The sequence below is a fragment of the Streptomyces sp. L500 genome (genome assembly GCF_054551825.1).
In genome coordinates, this window is sequence record NZ_JBTOLC010000021.1 from 15,718 (window position 1) to 33,478 (window position 17,761).

Sequence of the window (17,761 nt, forward strand, 5' to 3'; positions counted from 1 at the left end):
TCCGGGCCTGTCCCGCCCCGGAGGCGGAAATATACCTACTCGAAGGTATATTGCCGCTCATGGTGAACGAGGCGAACGAACCGGCGGCGTGCACCTCGGCGACCGCGTTCCCGGCCCGGACGATCGACTGTGCCCGGGGGCCCGCCCCCAAGCAGGACCGGTCGATCCGCACCAAGGCCCTCGTCCTGCGCGCGGCGGCCGAGCTCTTCGCCGCGCGCGGCTTCCGGCACACGTCCGTCAAGGACGTGGCGGACCGGGTGGAGATGACCAAGGGCGCGGTGTACTTCCACTACCCGTCCAAGGAGTCGCTCGCCGTCGCCGTCGTCGAGCACCACTACGCCCGCTGGCCCGAACTGCTGGAGGAGATCCGGGAGGAGGGCCTGCCCCCGCTGGACACCGCCGCCGAGATGCTGAACCGGGCGGCCGTCGCCTTCCGCGACGACGTCGTCGTCCAGGCGGGCGCCCGGCTCCAGCTCGAACGCCCGGAGATCGACGCCACGCTCCCCACGCCCTACGTCGACTGGACCGAGCTGCTCACCGGGCTGCTGACGGCCGCGCGCGACGAGGGCCGGCTGCGCGAGGGCGTCGAGCCGGCGGCGGCCGCGCGCTCGCTCGTCGCGGGCTTCTTCGGCATGCAGCACATCTCGGACGTGCTCGAGCACCGGGCCGACATCGTGGAGCGGTGGCGCGAGGTGGGCGGGCTGATGTTCTTCGCGCTCCGCGCGTAGCCCCCGTGCCGGGCAGTCCTCAGACCTCCACCAGCACCGTGAACGGCCCGTCGTTCGTCAGCGACACCTTCATGTCCGCGCCGAACACCCCCGTCTCCACCCGCGCCCCCAGCGCCCGCAGCCGCGCCACGACCTCGTCGACGAGGGGCTCCGCGACCGGGCCCGGGGCCGCCGCGTTCCACGTGGGGCGGCGCCCCTTGCGGGCGTCACCGTAGAGGGTGAACTGCGAGATCACCAGGAGCGGCGCCCCCACGTCCGAACAGGACTTCTCGTCCGCCAGGATCCGCAGGCCCCACAGCTTCCGTGCCAGCTGCGCGCAGCGCTCCGGCGTGTCGTCGTGCGTCACCCCGACCAGCACGCACAGGCCCTCGCCGACGATCTCGCCGACCACCCGGCCGTCCACGGCGACGCTCGCCCCGTCCACCCTCTGCACCACAGCACGCATACGGACCATGATGCCCTGCGCCCATTCAGGTCCGTTCGGGCGGAGAGGCCCTGCGCACCGGGCGCACCGGGTGGCACGATGCGTGCAAGGCGGTGCTCTTCGCGGCCATCGGCAAGGCGATCCGTGCCGCGCACCGCCGCCCGAGGGGACGGAACCGCATGACGAAGGACCTCACGGAGGGCCTCACCAAGGACCTCACGGACCTCGAAGAGCTCAAGCGGCTCAAGGACTTGAAGGACCTGACGGCAGTGGACAGCTTGCAGGCCAGACCGCCGAGCCAGCGCTCCGGGCGGCAGGCGGACGTCCCCGGGCGGCGGCTGAACGAGCTGCGGCTGAACGAGCTGCGCGCGATGCGCCGGGACGCCCGGCGCGACGAGGCGGACCTCAGCTATGTGCGGCGGCTCCTCCAGGGCCGCATCGACATCCTTCGGGCGGAGCTGGCGCGCCGGGCGACGCCGGGTTCCCCGCTGGTGGAGCGGCTGCTGGTGGAGCGGCTCTCGGAGATCCTGGCGGACGGCCCGTCCACCCACCGTTCCTCGGCCCGGCACGTGACGCTGGGCACCCCGCGCGGCGAGGAGTACCGGCGGCTGGCGGAGGACATGCTGTCGGAGGTCGAGCTGTCCGACCTGGGCGCCCGGACGGACGGGGAGCTACGGGCCGGTATGGGCCGGCTGGTGGCGTACGAGCGGCAGGTGTCCCTGCGCCGTCAGGGGCTGCAGCGCACCACGGACGATTGCAGCGCCGAGATCGCACGCAGGTACCGTGAAGGGGAAGCACAAGTGGACGACCTGCTCTCGTGATCGTGTGACATCCACGGACCACCGGGGCGGGCCTGTGACCACCACCCCCCACCCCCCGGAAGGCCGACGATGACCTCCTCGACCCTTGACTCCGCCGCCGCGCGGATCGGCATATCCCGGCTGTCCCCGGTCCTCGCCGAGGTCGTCCGCTCCGGCTTCGTCGAGGGCGTGCACCGCGGCTCGCTGGTGCTGCTGGCCGCCGACGGCAGCGTCGAGCTCGCGCTCGGCGACCCCGCGGCCCCCGTCTACCCGCGCTCCGCCAACAAGCCGATGCAGGCGGCCGCCGTGCTCCGCGCCGGGCTGGAGCTCTCCGGGGAGCGGCTGGCGCTGGCGGCGGCGAGCCACTCCGGCGAAACGTTCCACCTGGAGCTGGCGCGGACCATGCTCGGTGAGTTCGGCCTCTCCGAGGAGGACCTCCAGACCCCGCCCGACCTGCCGCTGGACCCGGTCGAGGCGGAGGCGTACCTGGCCTCGGGCCTGGCCCGCCACAAGGTCACCATGAACTGCTCCGGCAAGCACGCGGCCATGATCGCCGCCTGCGCGGCCAACGGCTGGCCCACCGAGACCTACCTCGACCCCGCCCACCCCCTCCAGCGGCTCGTCCTCGACGTCGTCGAGACGGCGACCGGCGAACCCGTGCACCACGTCGGCACCGACGGCTGCGGCGCGCCCCTGATGGCGCTCTCGCTGGCCGGTCTGGCCCGGGCGTTCCGCTCCTTCGTGCTGGCCGCGCCGGGCACGCCGGAGCGCGCGGTGGCCGACGCGATGCGCGCCCACCCCGAGTACGTCGCGGGCACCCGCCGCCCCGACACCTGGATCATGCGCGAGGTGCCGGGCGCGCTGTCGAAGATGGGCGCCGAGGCCGTGCAGGCCCTGGCCCTGCCGGACGGCCGGGCGCTGGCCTTCAAGATCGATGATGGCGCGGCGCGCGCCATGGGGCCCGTGCTGGCCCGCGCCCTGGCGCTGCTGGGCGTCGAGTCGCCCGTCCTCGCCCGGATCGCCGAGGTGCCGCTGCTGGGCGGCGGGCGGCGGGTCGGGGAGATCCGCGCGGCCTTCTGACGCGGGACGCGGAGGCCGGTACCGCCCGCTGAGGGTCCTGCCGCCTGAGCGGGTCCTTCCGTCTGGGCAGGTCCTGTTCCGGATCGTTGACGGTCGTAGGAAACCGCGTGCGCCGCGCCCGGCCCGCCCCTAGCGTGCTCGCATGACCGCGAGCACCGGCATCGAGATCCGTACGATCGGCGACGACGACGTCCCGGCCTGGACGCGCGCCATGCACACCGGTTTCCTCCGGCCCCCCGTGGCCTCCAAGGAGGAGGTCGAGATACGCCGTGCCGGCATGGATCTCGACCGCACACAGGGGGCCTTCGATGGCGAGCGCTGTGTGGCGGCCTTCCGCAGCTTCGCGCAGCGGCTCACCGTGCCGGGCGGGGCGTCCGTGGCGGCCGACGCCGTCTCCAACGTGTCCGTCTCGCCCACCCACCGCCGGCGCGGGCTGCTCGGCCGGATGATGGCGAACGACCTGCGGCTCGCCAAGGAGCGCGGCGACGCGGCGGCGACGCTGATCGCCGCCGAGTGGCTCATCTACGGCCGGTACGGCTTCGGCCCCGCCTCCTGGACTACCGAGTGGGAGGTGGACGTGGCCCGCGCCGGCCTGGACCGCCGCTACGCGGGGCCCACGGACGGCGGGCGCGTCGACTTCGTGGACCCCGGCACGGCGCGCGAGCTCGGCCCCGCCCTCCACGAGCGGCTGCGCGCCGCGCGGCCCGGCTTCGTCGACCGCGACGAGCGCTGGTGGCGACGGGCCACGGGCGATCTCCGCCCGGCCGGCCAGCCGTGGACCGAGCCGTTCTACGTCCTCTACCGCGCCCCCGGCGGCGCCGTCGACGGCCTCCTCGCCTACACCGCCCAGGACTCCTGGGAGGCCAAGCGCCCGCACGGCACCGCCTCCGTCCTCGACCTGATCGCGGTGAGCACCGAGGCCGAACGGGCCCTGTGGCACTTCCTGCTGTCGGTCGACTGGATCACCACCGTCCGCTCCGGCTTCCGCGCCCCCGACGACCTGCTGCCCCTGCTGCTCCCCGACCCGCGCGCCGCCAAGGTCACCACGCACGCCGACCTCCTGTGGCTGCGCCCGCTGGACGTGCCGGCCCTGCTGGAGGCCCGGACGTACGCCCACCCCGGCACGCTGGTCGTCGAGGTCGCCGACCCGGACGGCTACGCGGGCGGGCGCTTCCTGCTGGAGGCCGGGCCGGACGGCGCCCGCTGCGCGGCCACGAGGCGCCCGGCCGATCTCGCCCTCGCCGCGCGCGACCTGGGCACCCTGTACCTGGGCGACGAGTCCGTCGTACGGCTGGCCGCGCTGGGCCGGGTCGCCGAGGAGCGGCCGGGCGCGGTGGCGCGCGCCGAGCTGATGCTGCGCACGGCCCGGCGGCCGTGGTGCCCGGACGTCTTCTGAGCCGTCCGTTCGCACGGGCGTGAGCGCCCGGAAATCCGCGCTTGACCTCAACCATGCTTGAGGTAAGAGGCTTCTTCCCAGCGGCCCGAGAGGCCCGAAGGCCACCGGCGCCCGCCACCGGCCCGAGGGCCCCTGCCCGCACCGAGCAATCAGCCGAACCGCCGAGAAGAGGACCCGTCATGTCCGAGACCCCCTACCGCCTCGCCGTCGTCGTCGCCTCCACCCGTGAGGGCCGCTTCGGCCCCACGGTCGCCGAGTGGCTCGCCGACCAGACCGCACGGCGCGACGACATCGACGTCGACGTCATCGATCTCGCCGAACACCCGCTCCCCGTCAGCCTGTCCAGGGACCCGGGCCCCGAGGACGCCGCCGTGCTCGCCGCCGTGACCCCCCGGCTGGCGGCGGCCGACGCCTTCGTCGTCATCACGCCCGAGTACAACCACAGCTACCCGGCGTCCCTGAAGAACCTCATCGACTGGCACTACACCCAGTGGCAGGCCAAGCCGGTCGCCTTCGTCTCCTACGGCGGTCTCTCCGGCGGCCTGCGCGCGGTCGAGCACCTGCGCCCGGTCTTCGCCGAACTGCACGCCGTCACCATCCGCGAGACCGTCAGCTTCCACAGCCCCTGGGGCAAGCTGGACGCCTCGGGCCGCCACCTGGACGAGGAGGCGGGCCAGTTGGCCGCCGGTGCCGCGAAGGTGATGCTGGACCAGCTCTCCTGGTGGGCCGTCTCCCTGCGCGAGGCCCGCGCGACCCGCCCGTACGGCGGGTGAGCCCCTGTGCCCCGGCCGTCCCTACCCGGCCGGGAGCATGGCCACGACGCTCTGCGCCAGCCCGCCGTCCACCGGCAGCTTCACGCCGGTGGTGAACGTCGCCTCGGCGGCCAGGAACAGCGCGGCCCGCGCCACCTCGTCGGCCGAACCGTGCCGCCGCATCGGCGTGCTGGCGTCGCCCAGCTCCCTGAAGTGCAGCCGCTCCTCGTCGGACAGGGCGGCCACGCCCATGGTGGGGGTGTCGATGAAGCCGGGGCTCACGGCGTTGACCCGGATGCCCTGCCCGACCAGCTCGGCGGCCAGCACCTGGGCGAACGCCCACACGGCGGCCTTCGAGCCCGCGTAGACGCCCATGCCGGGCGCCCCCATGGAGTCCGCGACGCTCGTGGTGAACACGATCGCCCCGCCCTCGCGCAGCAGCGGGATCATCCGCTGCGCCGTGAAGAACGCCCCCTTGGCGTTGACCCCGAACTGCCGGTCGTAGGACTCCTCCGTGACCTCCGCGACCGGGCCGAGCTCCGCGACCCCGGCGTTGACGAAGAGGTAGTCGACATGGCCGAGGACCTCCTCGGCCGTCGCGCCCAGCGCGGCGATGTCGTCGAGGCTGGTGGTGTCGGAGCGGACGACATGGGCACGGTCCCCGAGTTCCTCCTGGGCCCGCAGCAGGTGCGCGTCTCTCAGGCCGGTCAATAACACCTCCGCCCCGCCCGCGACGAGGCGCCTGGCGATGGCCAGCCCCATGCCCATGGTTCCGCCGGTGATGACGGCCTTCTTACCGCCGTACTCACCACCGGACTTACCGCCGTGACGGGGCTCGTCGGTGAACATGTCCGTGGTTTCGATGGAAATCGCCATGACCGTACTCTTTCGCGTCCCACTGACGCCCCGCTGCGGAAGAGCTGACGGTCCACGGTCATGTCAGCCCGGCCGGGAGCGGTCCGCTGAGCTACGGTCGACGGCATGCGGTTCGGGGTGCTCGGTCCACTGACGGTGTGGGACGACGCGGGGGATGCGGTCAGGGTGCGCGAGGCGAAGGTCCGCGCGCTCCTGACGGACCTTCTGGTGCACGAAGGCCGGCCGGTCCCCACCGACCGGCTCGTCGACGACCTGTGGGGCGGCACACCCCCCGGCAACCCCGCCAACGCCCTCCAGGCCAAGGTCTCCCAGCTGCGCCGGACCGTCGGCCGCGACCGCGTCGTCCACACCCCGCCCGGCTACCGGCTCCGCCTGGAGGCCGGCGACACCGACGCCGACCGCTTCCAGGCCCTCGTCGCCCGCGCCCGGTCCGTCACCGGGCCCCGCGAGCGCGCCGCGCTGCTCACCGAGGCGCTGGGCCTGTGGCGCGGCCCGGCCTACGCCGACTTCGCCGACGCCGCGTACGTCCGCGCCGCCGCCCTGCGCCTGGAGGAACTCCGGCTGACCGCGCTGGAGGAACAGGCCGAGGCCCGGCTCGAACTGGACGAACACGGCCGCCTCGCCGGCGAGCTCACCGCGCTCGTCGCCCGGCACCCGCTGCGCGAACGGCTGCGCGCGGTCCAGATGCGCGCCCTGTACCGGGCCGGGCGGCAGAGCGAGGCCCTCGCCTCCTACGCCGGGCTGCGCGAACGGCTCGCCCGCGAGCTGGGCCTGGACCCGGGACCGGAACTCACCGCCCTCCACCAGGCGATCCTCACCCAGGCCCCGGAACTCGCCGGCCGGGCCCCCGCCCTGTCGTCCGGCCCGGCGGCCGTACGCACCAACCTGCCCGCCCCCCTCACCGAACTCATCGGCCGCGAGGACGCCACGGCCGAGGTGACCGCCCTGCTGCGCACCGGACGGCTGGTGACGCTCACCGGGCCGGGCGGCGTCGGCAAGACCGTCCTCGCGGTCGAGGCCGCGGGCCGGCTCGCAGGCGGCCGCTTCGACGAGGTGTGGCTGGCGGAGCTGGCCGGGCAGCACGGCGACGCCGACTCCCTGGCCGAGGTGATCGCCGGAGCCATGGGCGTACGCGACGACGGGGCCCCGCACGGCGCGCCCGCGCCGCTGTCGGCCGTCGAACGCCTCGGCCAGCGGCTGCGCGACCGGCGGGCCCTGCTGATCCTCGACAACTGCGAGCAGGTCGTCGAGGCCGCCGCCGAGCTCACCGACCGGTTGCTGCGGGCCGCGCCCGGCCTGCGCGTCCTGGCCACCAGCCAGGAGCCGCTGGGCCTGCCCGCCGAGACGGTGCGCTCCGTCGAACCGCTGCCGCAGGCCGACGCGGTACGGCTGTTCACCGTCCGCGCGGCCGCCGCCGCGCCCGGCTTCGTCCTGGACGACCGCAGCAGGGACGCCGTCGACGTCATCTGCCGCCGCCTGGACGGGCTCCCGCTCGCCCTCGAACTCGCCGCCACCCGCGTCCGGGCGCTGGGCGTCCGCGAACTCGCCTCCCGGCTGGACGACCGCTTCCGCCTCCTGACGGGCCGCCGGCGCGGCGCGCCGCGCCGGCAGCAGACGCTGCGGGCCGTCATCGACTGGAGCTGGGGGCTGCTGACCGTCCCCGAACGGACCGTGCTGCGCCGGCTCGCCGCGCACACCGACGGCTGCACACTGGCGGCGGCGGAGGCGGTCTGCGCGGGCGAGGGCGTCGCGCGCGAGGACGTACTGGGCCTGCTGGCCCGGCTCGTCGACCGGTCCCTGGTCCTGGTGACCGACTGCGAGCGGGGCCCCCGTTACCGGCTGCTGGAATCCGTCGCCGCCTACGCCACCGAGCGGCTGCGCGAGGTGGCGGACGAGACGTGCGTGCGCCGGCGGCACCTGCGCTACTACGCCGACCTCGCCGAGCGCGCCCGCCCGTACCTCCACGGCGCCGAACAGCGCGAGTGGCTGCACCGGCTGGACGCCGAGAGCGGCAACATGCGCGCCGCCCTCGACACGGCCGTCCGCGAAGGCGCGGCGGACGACGCCCGCCGGCTGGTGGGCTCCCTGGCCTGGTACTGGCTGCTGCGCGGCCGGCTGGGCGAGGCGCGCCGCTGGGCGGAGGCGGCCCTGTCGACCGGCGAGTCGGGCGAGATCCGGGCCGTGCACAGCGGCTTCGCGCTGCTCTCGGGCCACCGGGCCGAACCGCCGTCGTACGAGGGGCTGGACGGGCCGGGCGTCCGGTCGAGGGCCCGCTGGTTCCTGGCGTACGCCCTGTTCAACACCGGTGACCTGGCCGCCAGCGAGAAGCAGACGGAGCTGGCGCTCGCGGGCTTCCGGGAGCACGGCGACCGCTGGGGCGTCGCCGCCGCCCTCGCCCTGCGCGCCACCCACGCGATGATCCGCGGCGAACTGGCCGCCGTCCGGCGCGACGGCGAGGCCAGCGCGGCCCTCTTCCGGGAGCTGGGCGACCGGTGGGGCCAGCTCCAGAGCGTGGCCCCGCTCGCGACCCTGGCCGAGATCGGCGGGGACTACGCGCGGGCCGAACGGCTGCTGAACGACGCCCTGATCATCGCCGAGGACCTGGACCTGGCCACCGAGGTCTCCTTCCTCCTCTCCCACCTCGGCCGGATCGCCCTGCTGACCGGCGACCGGGGCGCGGCCCGGGAGCTCCACGAACGGGCCCGGCGGACGGCCGTGGCCCAGGGCTTCAAGTTCGGCGAGATCCACGCCGAGCTGGGCCAGGCGCTCTCGGCCCGGCGGGACGGGGACCTCGCCACTGCGGAAACGATTCTTCTGAAGATCCGCGACTGGTACGACGCGGTGTCGGCGGAGCCGGGCAATCCGCTGGTCCTCGACGAACTGGGCTTCGTCGCCGAGCTGCGCGGCGACGCGGTGGCGGCGTGGCTGCTGCACCGCGAGGCGCTCGAGATAGCCCGGCTGATCGGCGACCCGCGCGCGATGGCCCTGCCCCTGGAGGGCCTCTCCGGCGCCGCCGCGCTCGGCGGCGACCCCGGGCTGGCCGCGCTCCTCCTGGGCGCCGCCGCGGGCGCCCGCGCCTCGGCGGGTGCGCCCCTGCCGCCCGCCGAACGCGGCGACGTCGACCGCGTCACGGCGGGCGCCCGGGCGGCGCTGGGGGAGGAGTCCTTCACGGTGTCCTTCGCCCGGGGCACGCGGCTGGGGCTGGCGGTGCTGGGGGCGGGGGTGGGGACGGGGGCCGATGCCCCGGCTTTCGTCGCGGGTGCTGCTCAGGGTGCGGGCGGTGCTCAGGGCGCGGGCGTCCAGGCGGCGACCAGGTCGAGGAGGCCGGGGAAGCGGGTGTTGAGGTCGTCCACGCGGACGTGGCTGCGGCGCTCGAGCCCGTACTGCCGCTGACGGGTGACGCCCGCCTCGCGCAGGGCCTTGAAGTGGTGGGTGAGCGAGGACTTGGGGCGGTCCAGGCCGAACCAGCCGCACGGGTGGTCGAACTGCTCGGACTCCAGGAGGAGTTTGCGGACGATCCCCATCCGCAGGGGGTCGCTGAGCGCGCCCATGACCGTCTCCAGGCGGATGTCGTCGACCGCGGGCTCCGGGAGGGGCTCGGGCAGGTCGTCGGGGGTGGGCAGGACTGTCATGACCGCTCCCTGGCAGCGCCGTGCTCTGTGTGGGCTTCTTGTGCGAGCTTCTTGTACGAGTTCGATCGTACTGCATGCTAAGTTCGACTCGACTCGTACTGGAGCGTGCCAAGGGGGCCCCCTGTGACCATCACTCGACCCGCGCCGGCGGAGGCACCTGAAGCCGCCGCTTTTCCGTCGACCGCGCCGACCCGGTGGATCTGGCTGGCGGCCTGGCCTGTCACAGCGGTTTTCGTCCTCTCCAACGCGGCGACACCGCTGTACGCGCTGTGGCAACGCGACATCGGCTTCTCCAAGGGCACGATGACCGTCGTCTTCGCCTGCTACATCGTGGGTCTCATCGGCTCGTTGCTGGTGTCGGGCGTGGTCTCCGACCGGGTCGGCCGCAAGCCGGTGCTGCTCCCGGCGCTGGGGCTGGCGGTGCTGGCCTGCGGGATCTTCGCCACGGCCACGTCGGTGGTGGCGCTGATGGCGGCCCGGCTGTTCACGGGGGTCGCGGTCGGGGCGGTGGTCTCCGCGGGCATGGCGGCGGTGACGGACGTGGCCGGCCCCGACCGCAAGCGCCTCGGCGCGCTGCTGGCGTCCTGCGCGATGGTGCTCGGCGCGGGCCTGGGGCCGCTGCTGGCCGGCGTGCTCTCCGAGACGCTGCCCGGCCCGACCGTGACCGTCTTCCTGGCCGAGATCGGGCTGCTCGCCCTGGCGTTCGTGACGGTGCTGCGCATGCCGCTGTCCCGGCCGTCGGCGGCGGGTGGGGGTGCGGGTGCGGGCGCCTGGATCCGGCTGCCCAAGGTGCCGCGGGGCAGCGGGCGTCAGCTGCTCCTCGGGATCGCGGTGTTCGCGCCCGGCATCACGTCGACGTCCTTCGTGCTCTCGCTCGGGCCGTCGCTGCTGTCCGGGCTGCTGGGCACCACCAGCCGGGTGGTCGCGGGGGCGATGGCGTTCGTGATGTTCCTCGCCGCCACGGGGGTGCAGTTCGCGGTGAAGGGGCTGCGGGTGCGGGTGATTCTGGTGGGTGGTGCGGTGAGTGTCGTGGCGGGGATGGTGGCTCTCATGGCCGCCGTGTGGACCTCGTCGGTCGTCCTCCTGGCGGTCGCGGCGATCCTCGCGGGCGCGGGGCAGGGCATGGGCCAGCTCGGCGGGCTCTCCCTCCTGAACTCCACCGTCCCCGGCGCCCGCCTCGCCGAGGCCAACGCCGCGCTGAACGTCGGCGGTTACGTCCCGGCCGGCGCCCTGCCCGTCGCGGCGGGCTACCTGAGCGACGGCATCGGCCTGACGGCCGGGGCGACGACCTTCGCGGTGGTGCTTGGTGTGTTGGCGGCGGGGGGTGGGGTGGTGGCGCGTCTCGCTCCCGCGAGGGGGTAGTCCCGGTGCTCAGGCCGTGTCCGGCGGATCTCCGTCACGCGCCCCTACGGGGCGCTGCATGATCCGCCGGACAGGGCCTAGGCCCCTTGCCCACCGGGCCCGGCCCCGCGGCGTACCCACCCCGCCAAGCCCAGCCGCACGGCGTCAGGGCTCGACCACGACCTCCTGCGCCGCCGCCGTCCCCGCGCCCTCGCCGACGATCAAGGCCGCGTCCAGCGGAACGTTCCGCTTCACCAGGGCCAGGGCGATCGGGCCCTGCTCGTAGTGGCGGGCCGAGGTCGTGACGAAGCCGAGCTGGCGGCCGTCGGGGCCGTCGGCGGCGAGGCGGACGGGGGCGCCGTGGGGCGGCAGGTGCACCTCGCTGCCGTCGAGGTGGAGGAAGACGAGGCGACGCGGCGGCTTCCCCAGGTTGTGGACGCGGGCGACCGTCTCCTGGCCCCGGTAGCAGCCCTTCTGGAGGTGGACGGCCACGCCGATGAGGCCCAGCTCGTGGGGGATCGTCCGGTGGTCGGTCTCCAGACCGAGCCGCGGGCGGTGGGCCTCGACGCGCAGGGCCTCGTAGGCGAGGACGCCCGCCGCCGGGCCGTGCGCGGCGGCGAAGTCCGTCAGCGAGGCGCGCGGCAGGAACAGGTCCCGGCCGTGGGGCGTCTCGCGGGCCACGACGCCCTCGGGCGTCTCCGCGATCGAGCCGGCCGGCAGGTGGACCACCGCGAAGTCGTCCGTGCGGTCGGCCACCTCGACCTTGTAGAAGAACTTCATGCTCTCCAGGTAGGCGAGGAGCGCCTCCCGCGTACCGGGCTCGGCGTGGATCCAGGTCGTCTCCCCGTCGTCGACCAGGTACAGCGCGTGCTCGATGTGGCCGTGCGGGGAGAGGATCAGGGCCTCCGTGGCCTGCCCCGCCGGGAGGTCGGTCACGTGCTGGGTGACGAGCAGGTGCAGCCAGCTCAGCCGGTCGGGGCCGGTGACGGTGACGACCTCCCGGTGCGAGAGGTCCACGAAACCGGTACCGCCGGCGAGCGCGCGCTGTTCGCGGAACAGGTCGCCGTAGTGCGCGGCGACGCCTTCGTCGGGCCCCTCGGCGGGGACGGCGCCGGGCAGCGACAGCAGCGGGCTCTTCGATTGACGCAGCATGGGACCAAGCCTACGGCTCGGGGTCCGGCGCCTTCGAGGAGCAGTCGGCGCACCGGCCGAAGATCGCGAAGTGCTTCATGTCCGTCTCGAAGCCGAAGGTGTCGCGGAGTTTGGCCGTGAAGTCCGCGGCGACCGACAGATCGGCCTCGATGACGTCCGTGCAGTCCCGGCAGACGAGGTGTATGTGGTCGTGCCGGTCGGCGAGGTGGTAGGTCGGCGCCCCGTGCCCGAGATGGGCATGGCTGACCAGCCCCAGCTCCTCCAGCAGCTCCAGCGTCCGGTACACCGTCGAGATGTTCACCCCGCCCGCGGTCCTGCGGACCTCGGTGAGGATGTCGTCCGGCGTCGCGTGCTCGAGCCGGTCCACGGCCTCCAGGACGAGCTGGCGCTGCGGGGTCAGCCGGTAGCCGCGCTTACGGAGGTCGCTCTGCCAGTCGGTGTCCACCACGCCACCAGTCTAGGCAGCGTCAGGCACCCCGTACCTCTTTCAGGTATCCGGCGAGCGCGGCGACGGCCGACGGGTTGCGGGGGCTCTCGACGAGATCGACGTAGTCGAGGACGAAGACCCGGTCGTTCCTGACGGCCGAGACGCCCGCGAGCGGCGGGTAGGACATCAGGAACTTCTTCTTCTCCGCCGCGCTGACGTTCCCATAGTTGTTGATCACGATGACCTCGGGGTCCCGCTCGACGACCGTCTCCCAGCCGACCGTCACCCAGGAGTCGTCGAGGTCCTTCATCACGTGGTCGCCGCCCGCCTTGGTGATGATGTCGTGCGGCCCGGCGAAGGCCCCGGCGGTCAGCGGCTTGTCCTTGCCGTCGTCGTAGAGGAACACCCGCGGCGCCCGGCCGTCCTTCGGCACGGCCGCCTGTGCGTCGGCCACCTGCTTCTTGAAGCCGTCGACGAGCTTCCGCGCCCGGTCCTCCACGTCGAAGATCCTCCCCAGCGTCTCCAGGTCGGTGTAGAGCGCCTCCAGCGGCGGCATCACCCCGCGCGATGTGCCCGTGCCGCCGTTGTGGCAGGACTCGGTGAGGACGTACGAGCCCACGCCGAGCTTCTTCAGCGCCTCCGGGGTGAAGCCATTGCCCTCGCCGAAGCCGTAGTTCCAGCCCGCGAAGACCAGGTCCGCCTTGGCGTCGAGGACGAGCTCCTTGTTGATCTCCTTCTTCGACAGCCACTTCACCTTGTCGTAGCCGCTCTTCCAGGGCGCCGCACCCTTGTCGTCCCTGCTGGTGCGGTAGTCGGGTGCCACATAGCCCGCCATGTGGTCCTCCAGGCCCAGCGCGAACATGATCTCGGCTATCCCGACGTCGTTGGTCACCACGCGTTGCGGCGCCTTGTCGTACGTCGTCTTCACCCCGCAGTTGGTGATCGTCACCGGGTAGTGGCCGCCTGATCCGCCGGACGCGGCCTTCGGCCGTTTGTCGTCGGGAGCGTCCGAAACCTTGGCGCCACAGCTCGTGAGGGTGAGGGCGGTGAGGAGGACGGCGAGGGTGACGCGGGCAGTACGCATGATGTCCTTACGCGAGCGGGAGGCGGTCGAAGAGCAGCTGCGGGGCGCCGGAGACCGGGTGCGGCACGCGGTGCGCCCGTACGCCGAAGACCTCGGCCAGCAGTTCGGCGGTCAGCACGGAGTGCGGCGGCCCGGACGCGACGATCCGCCCGCCCGCGACGACATACAGCGCGTCGCAGTACCCGGCGGCGAGATTGAGGTCGTGCAGCGCTGCCAGGACCGTCACCCCCGACTCGCGCACCAGCGACAGGACCTCCAGCTGCTGGGCGATGTCCAGGTGGTTCGTCGGCTCGTCCAGGACGAGCACCTTCGGTTCCTGGGCCAGCGCCCGCGCGATCAGCACCCGCTGCTTCTCGCCCCCGGACAGCGTCAGGAAGCCCCGCCCGGCCAGGTGCGCGGCGCCCGCGCGGGCCAGCGCCGCCGCGCACACCTCGGCGTCCGCCGCCGTGGCCCGGCCGCCCGGTCCCTGGTGCGGCAGCCGGCCCATGGCCACGACCTCGGCGGCCGTGAAGTCGAACTCGCCGCCCGACTCCTGCGGCAGCGCCGCCAGCCGCCGCGCCCCCTCGCGGGCGGTGAGCGCGTGGAGGTCGTCGCCGTCCAGCAGCACCCGGCCGGCGGCCGGCCGCAGCGCCCGGTAGACGCAGCGCAGCAGCGTGGACTTGCCGCTGCCGTTCGGCCCGACCAGCCCCACGAACTGCCCGCTGTCCGCGCGTAGCGCGATGTCCTCCACCAGCCGCGCGCCCGCGATGTCGACCGCGAGCCCCTCGATGTCGACCCGCATCACGAACCCCCGAAGACATAGCCGCGCCGTCGCATCAGCACCACGAAGCAGGGCACCCCGATCAGCGCGGTGATCACCCCGACGGGCAGCTCCACCGGCGCCAGCAGCAGCCGGGAGACGACGTCCACCCACAGCAGCAGCACCGCGCCCATGAGCGGCGCCACGGCCAGCACCCGGCGGTGGTCGGCGCCGACGAGCATGCGGGTGACGTGCGGGACCATCAGTCCCACGAAGCCGATCGCTCCGCTGACGGCCACGAGGGCCCCGGTGACCGCGGCCGTCACCACGAACAGCACCCGCCGCAGCCGCTCGGCGTCCACGCCCAGCGCGGCGGCGGTCTCGTCGCCCATGGCCAGTGCGTTCAGCCGCGGCGCCGACCACAGCAGGTACCCGGTCCCGGCCAGCACCACGGCCGCCGCGATGGGCACGGACGACCAGGTGGCCCCGCCCAGGCTGCCCAGCAGCCACATCATCGCCGAGCGCGCCGCCTCGCCCCGGTCGGCGCTGAACACCATGAGCGTGGTGATCGCGGAGAAGCCGTAGTACATCGCGCTGCCGGTCAGCACCAGCCGCAGCGGGGTGAGCCCGTGCCGGGTGCGCGCCGCCGCGTAGACGAGCGCCATCGCGGCCAGCGCGGAGGTGAACGCGGCACCCGACAGCGCCCACACGCCGAGCGAGCCCAGCGCGCCGAAGAGCAGCACGGCGTTGGCGCCGACGGCGGCGCCGGAGGAGATGCCGAGGACGAACGGGTCGGCGAGGGCGTTGCGCACCATCGCCTGCACGCCCACCCCGATGGCGGACAGCCCCGCGCCGACGACGGCGGCCAGCAGGGCGCGCGGGAAGCGCAGCTCCCAGACGATGGTGTACGCGGGGACCTCGTCCGGCGCGATGGTCCCGCCGCTCAGCCCCGCCCACAGGTGGCGCGCCGTGTCGCCCCAGCCGACGCCGGACGCGCCGAGCGCCACGCAGCACAACAGCGAGACGAGGAGGGCGGCGGTGAGGGCGGCCAAAAGTGGTGGCAGGGGGAGCGGCCCGCGGGCCGCCCGCACACCGGTACGGAGATCTGTCGCCACGGGCGGGTCCGCCTTCGCCTCGGGCCGTGGCTCCGCGCGCGGAACGCATGCGTGCTTCCGCGCGTACGGGTGTCCCCTCGCAGTCCACGGCGAGTGTGCTGGGATCCACGCCGCCGCGGGTGATCGGGCTCGTGCGAGGCCCCTTCGGGGGCCTCGCACCTACCGTTGCGGGTCAGCGCCGGACTTCGACCGGACTTCCCCCGCGGGGCGCGAAAGAGGTTACTTTTCCTCGGGCTTACTTTTCCTCGGGCTTGTACGGCGTGCCGTCGGGGTTGAAGAAGGAGACGCCGTCCGGCAGGTCCTCGGGCAGGTTGCGCGCCCACTCCTGCAGGTCGTCCGGGACCTTCTTCAGCTGCGCCGACATGTACGGGCGCAGCGGCACCTCGGGGGTGGCCTTCTCGCCGACCCACATCAGGTCGCCCTTGACGTAGCCGTACAGGCGCTTGCCGCCCGAGTACGGGCCGGAGGCGGCGGTCCGCGCGACGGCGTCGGTGGCGATGTCGATCTGCGGCTTCTGGTCGGCGAGCTCGCCGTACCAGACCTCGACGACACCGGAGTCGCGGATCATGACGATCTCGACCTTGCGGTCCTTGTCGATGCGCCAGTAGCCGGTCTCGGTCTCCAGCGGCTTGGCCGGCTTGCCGGCCTCGTCCAGCACCCAGGAGCGCGAGACGTACTCGAGGAAGTCCCGGCCGTCGTGGCTGAAGACGACCTCCTGGCCGAAGTTGCACTTCTCGGCGCCGGGGAAGTCGTGGACGCCCGCGCCCTCCCACGTGCCGAGGAGGAACGCCAGGGGGACGAGGTCGGGGTGAAGGTCGGACGGAATCTCGATCATGAGCTCAGGCGATCTGTAGGCGATGCGGGCAACTGGGTCAGCGCTGGCCCTGGTACAGCTTCTTCCAGGTCAGGCCCGCGAAGGCCATGACGCCGACGGCGACCAGTACCAGCAGGGTGGTGAAGAAGCCTTCAAGCACGAGCGCGCTCCTCGGTCGGAGTGGAGATCTATGTCGGTACGGACCGGACAGGAGTCTAGTCGGCCGCCTCGGGGACGGCGCTGTGAGGTTGGCCGTCCCGTCGTCCTAGAGTGACGGGCATGGCGAACGCGAAGAAGCTCGTGATCAAGGTGACGGCGGGCGCGGACGCGCCCGAGCGGTGCTCGCAGGCGTTCACGGTGGCGGCCGTGGCCGTGGCCAGCGGCGTCGAGGTGTCGCTGTGGCTGACGGGGGAGTCGTCGTGGTTCGCGCTGCCCGGGCGCGCCGCGGAGTTCGAGCTGCCGCACGCGGCGCCGCTGCCGGACCTCATCGACGGGATCCTCGCCGGGGGCGGCATGATCACGCTGTGCACGCAGTGCGCGGCGCGCCGCGACATCGAGGAGAAGGACCTGATCGAGGGCGCCCGGATCGCGGGCGCGCAGGTGTTCGTCAGCGAGGCGATGGCGGACGGCACGCAGGCGCTCGTCTACTAGTCCCTGGATCCTCAGTCCCGTCCCCACGGGTCGCGCGGGCCCTGGCGGCGCTTGCCGTCCAGTTCGTCCCACCACTCGTCCGACTTCGGGTCGCCCGACGGATCGTCCCACCAGCGGTCGTCGGGCCCCCGGCGGTTCGCGACGACGGCCGCGACGGGCGGGATGACCATGGCGAACAGGCACAGCCCCACGGCGGCCGGCACCGACCACAGGCGCACGACGGCCCACGCCATGACGAAGAGGAAGACGCAGGTCCCCATCATGGCGAAGTAGAGGTGCTTACGCCTCGCGAGCACACCTTCACGGTACGACCACGGGCGGGCGCGCGCGAAGGGCCGCACCCCCACAAGGCGTCCAACCCCGGGGTGCGGCCCTTCGAGTCCTGGCGGGTCCTACGGACCGACGGCTCGCTCAGACGGCGATGGCGACCTCCACCAGGGCGCCCTTCTCCGTGAGCACGACCTTGCGGTCGGCCGTGGCGCCCGGGACGAGCGCGCGGACCGTCCACGTGCCCTCGGCCGCGTAGAAGCGGAACTGCCCGGTCGCGGACGTGGGCACCTCCGCCGTGAACTCGCCGGTCGAGTCCAGCAGCCGGACGTAGCCGACGACGGGCTGGCCGTCGCGGGTCACCGAGCCCTGGATGGTGGTCTCACCGGCCTTGGCGGTCGAGGCGTCGGGGCCGCCTGCCTTCGCTCCACACATGTGCGTTCCTTTCCGTTGGCGCGGGTACCCGCCGGTACCCGGCGCGGG

General features: G+C 73.7%; 19 protein-coding genes. 8 read left to right on the forward strand and 11 right to left on the reverse strand.

Annotated features, from left to right (window positions below):
- Window positions 1-59: 59 nt before the first annotated feature.
- Window positions 60-728 (forward strand): ScbR family autoregulator-binding transcription factor, encoded by a 669-nt coding sequence (locus ACX9I7_RS19985; RefSeq protein WP_387575640.1) that lies wholly within the window; start codon window positions 60-62, stop codon window positions 726-728.
- A 19-nt stretch (window positions 729-747) separates the two neighbouring features.
- Here the strand turns inward: ACX9I7_RS19985 and dtd are convergent, their stop codons facing one another.
- A complete protein-coding gene (dtd, locus tag ACX9I7_RS19990) occupies window positions 748-1,173 on the reverse strand; it encodes a D-aminoacyl-tRNA deacylase (protein ID WP_459388074.1) in 426 nt (141 codons plus the stop codon).
- Window positions 1,174-1,331: 158 nt separating this feature from the next.
- Here dtd and ACX9I7_RS19995 point away from each other — a divergent pair, with 158 nt between their 5' ends.
- The 4 genes from ACX9I7_RS19995 to ACX9I7_RS20010 all read left to right on the forward strand — a co-directional run bounded on the left by ACX9I7_RS19995 (window position 1,332) and on the right by ACX9I7_RS20010 (window position 5,201).
- Window positions 1,332-1,973, forward strand: a complete 642-nt coding sequence (locus tag ACX9I7_RS19995) for an RsiG family protein (protein ID WP_229820377.1) — start codon at window positions 1,332-1,334, stop codon at window positions 1,971-1,973.
- A gap of 69 nt (window positions 1,974-2,042) precedes the next feature.
- Window positions 2,043-3,032 (forward strand): asparaginase, encoded by a 990-nt coding sequence (locus ACX9I7_RS20000; protein WP_459388075.1) that lies wholly within the window; start codon window positions 2,043-2,045, stop codon window positions 3,030-3,032.
- Window positions 3,033-3,174: 142 nt separating this feature from the next.
- Window positions 3,175-4,428: a GNAT family N-acetyltransferase gene (locus tag ACX9I7_RS20005; protein WP_387575636.1), complete on the forward strand. Its 1,254-nt coding sequence runs from the start codon at window positions 3,175-3,177 to the stop codon at window positions 4,426-4,428.
- Between the two features lie 179 nt (window positions 4,429-4,607).
- The gene (locus ACX9I7_RS20010; protein ID WP_387575634.1) at window positions 4,608-5,201 is read left to right on the forward strand and encodes an NADPH-dependent FMN reductase; all 594 of its coding nucleotides are present in this window, start codon (window positions 4,608-4,610) and stop codon (window positions 5,199-5,201) included.
- A gap of 21 nt (window positions 5,202-5,222) precedes the next feature.
- On the opposite strand, the gene ACX9I7_RS20015 is transcribed toward ACX9I7_RS20010, so the two are convergent.
- Window positions 5,223-6,056 (reverse strand): SDR family oxidoreductase, encoded by an 834-nt coding sequence (locus ACX9I7_RS20015; protein WP_459388076.1) that lies wholly within the window; start codon window positions 6,054-6,056, stop codon window positions 5,223-5,225.
- 105 nt (window positions 6,057-6,161) lie between these two features.
- On the opposite strand from ACX9I7_RS20015, the gene ACX9I7_RS20020 reads away from it, so the two are divergent.
- On the forward strand, window positions 6,162-9,449 hold the full coding sequence (locus tag ACX9I7_RS20020; protein ID WP_459388077.1) for a BTAD domain-containing putative transcriptional regulator: 3,288 nt from the start codon (window positions 6,162-6,164) through the stop codon (window positions 9,447-9,449).
- On the opposite strand, the gene ACX9I7_RS20025 is transcribed toward ACX9I7_RS20020, so the two are convergent.
- Entirely contained in the window at window positions 9,341-9,688 is a 348-nt protein-coding gene (locus ACX9I7_RS20025) for an ArsR/SmtB family transcription factor (RefSeq protein ID WP_387575628.1), read from the reverse strand. The two genes, ACX9I7_RS20020 and ACX9I7_RS20025, sit on opposite strands and share 109 nt — an antisense overlap.
- Window positions 9,689-9,817: 129 nt before the next feature.
- Between ACX9I7_RS20025 and ACX9I7_RS20030 the strand changes: the two genes are divergently transcribed.
- A complete protein-coding gene (locus ACX9I7_RS20030; RefSeq protein WP_459388110.1) occupies window positions 9,818-11,050 on the forward strand; it encodes an MFS transporter in 1,233 nt (410 codons plus the stop codon).
- Window positions 11,051-11,194: 144 nt separating this feature from the next.
- Here ACX9I7_RS20030 and ygfZ read toward each other — a convergent pair whose 3' ends face one another.
- From ygfZ to ACX9I7_RS20060, 6 genes are all read right to left on the reverse strand, one after another.
- A complete protein-coding gene (gene ygfZ, locus ACX9I7_RS20035; protein WP_459388078.1) occupies window positions 11,195-12,181 on the reverse strand; it encodes a CAF17-like 4Fe-4S cluster assembly/insertion protein YgfZ in 987 nt (328 codons plus the stop codon).
- 10 nt (window positions 12,182-12,191) lie between these two features.
- Window positions 12,192-12,629: a Fur family transcriptional regulator gene (locus tag ACX9I7_RS20040; RefSeq protein ID WP_387575623.1), complete on the reverse strand. Its 438-nt coding sequence runs from the start codon at window positions 12,627-12,629 to the stop codon at window positions 12,192-12,194.
- A 19-nt stretch (window positions 12,630-12,648) separates the two neighbouring features.
- The gene (locus ACX9I7_RS20045; protein WP_459388079.1) at window positions 12,649-13,692 is read right to left on the reverse strand and encodes an ABC transporter substrate-binding protein; all 1,044 of its coding nucleotides are present in this window, start codon (window positions 13,690-13,692) and stop codon (window positions 12,649-12,651) included.
- A 7-nt stretch (window positions 13,693-13,699) separates the two neighbouring features.
- Entirely contained in the window at window positions 13,700-14,473 is a 774-nt protein-coding gene (locus tag ACX9I7_RS20050; RefSeq protein WP_386725123.1) for an ABC transporter ATP-binding protein, read from the reverse strand.
- Window positions 14,473-15,546: a FecCD family ABC transporter permease gene (locus tag ACX9I7_RS20055; RefSeq protein WP_459388080.1), complete on the reverse strand. Its 1,074-nt coding sequence runs from the start codon at window positions 15,544-15,546 to the stop codon at window positions 14,473-14,475. Before ACX9I7_RS20055 ends, ACX9I7_RS20050 begins: the two co-directional genes overlap by 1 nt.
- Before the next feature lie 235 nt (window positions 15,547-15,781).
- Entirely contained in the window at window positions 15,782-16,381 is a 600-nt protein-coding gene (locus tag ACX9I7_RS20060; protein ID WP_392758068.1) for a heme-binding beta-barrel domain-containing protein, read from the reverse strand.
- A gap of 258 nt (window positions 16,382-16,639) precedes the next feature.
- Here ACX9I7_RS20060 and ACX9I7_RS20065 point away from each other — a divergent pair, with 258 nt between their 5' ends.
- Window positions 16,640-17,011: a DsrE family protein gene (locus tag ACX9I7_RS20065; protein WP_358633118.1), complete on the forward strand. Its 372-nt coding sequence runs from the start codon at window positions 16,640-16,642 to the stop codon at window positions 17,009-17,011.
- An 11-nt stretch (window positions 17,012-17,022) separates the two neighbouring features.
- Here ACX9I7_RS20065 and ACX9I7_RS20070 read toward each other — a convergent pair whose 3' ends face one another.
- Both ACX9I7_RS20070 and ACX9I7_RS20075 read right to left on the reverse strand, forming a co-directional pair.
- Window positions 17,023-17,307: a DUF3099 domain-containing protein gene (locus ACX9I7_RS20070; protein WP_387575617.1), complete on the reverse strand. Its 285-nt coding sequence runs from the start codon at window positions 17,305-17,307 to the stop codon at window positions 17,023-17,025.
- Between the two features lie 115 nt (window positions 17,308-17,422).
- Window positions 17,423-17,713, reverse strand: coding sequence for a DUF1416 domain-containing protein (locus tag ACX9I7_RS20075; RefSeq protein ID WP_358633121.1), 291 nt, complete (start codon window positions 17,711-17,713; stop codon window positions 17,423-17,425).
- Between the last annotated feature and the right edge of the window lie 48 nt (window positions 17,714-17,761).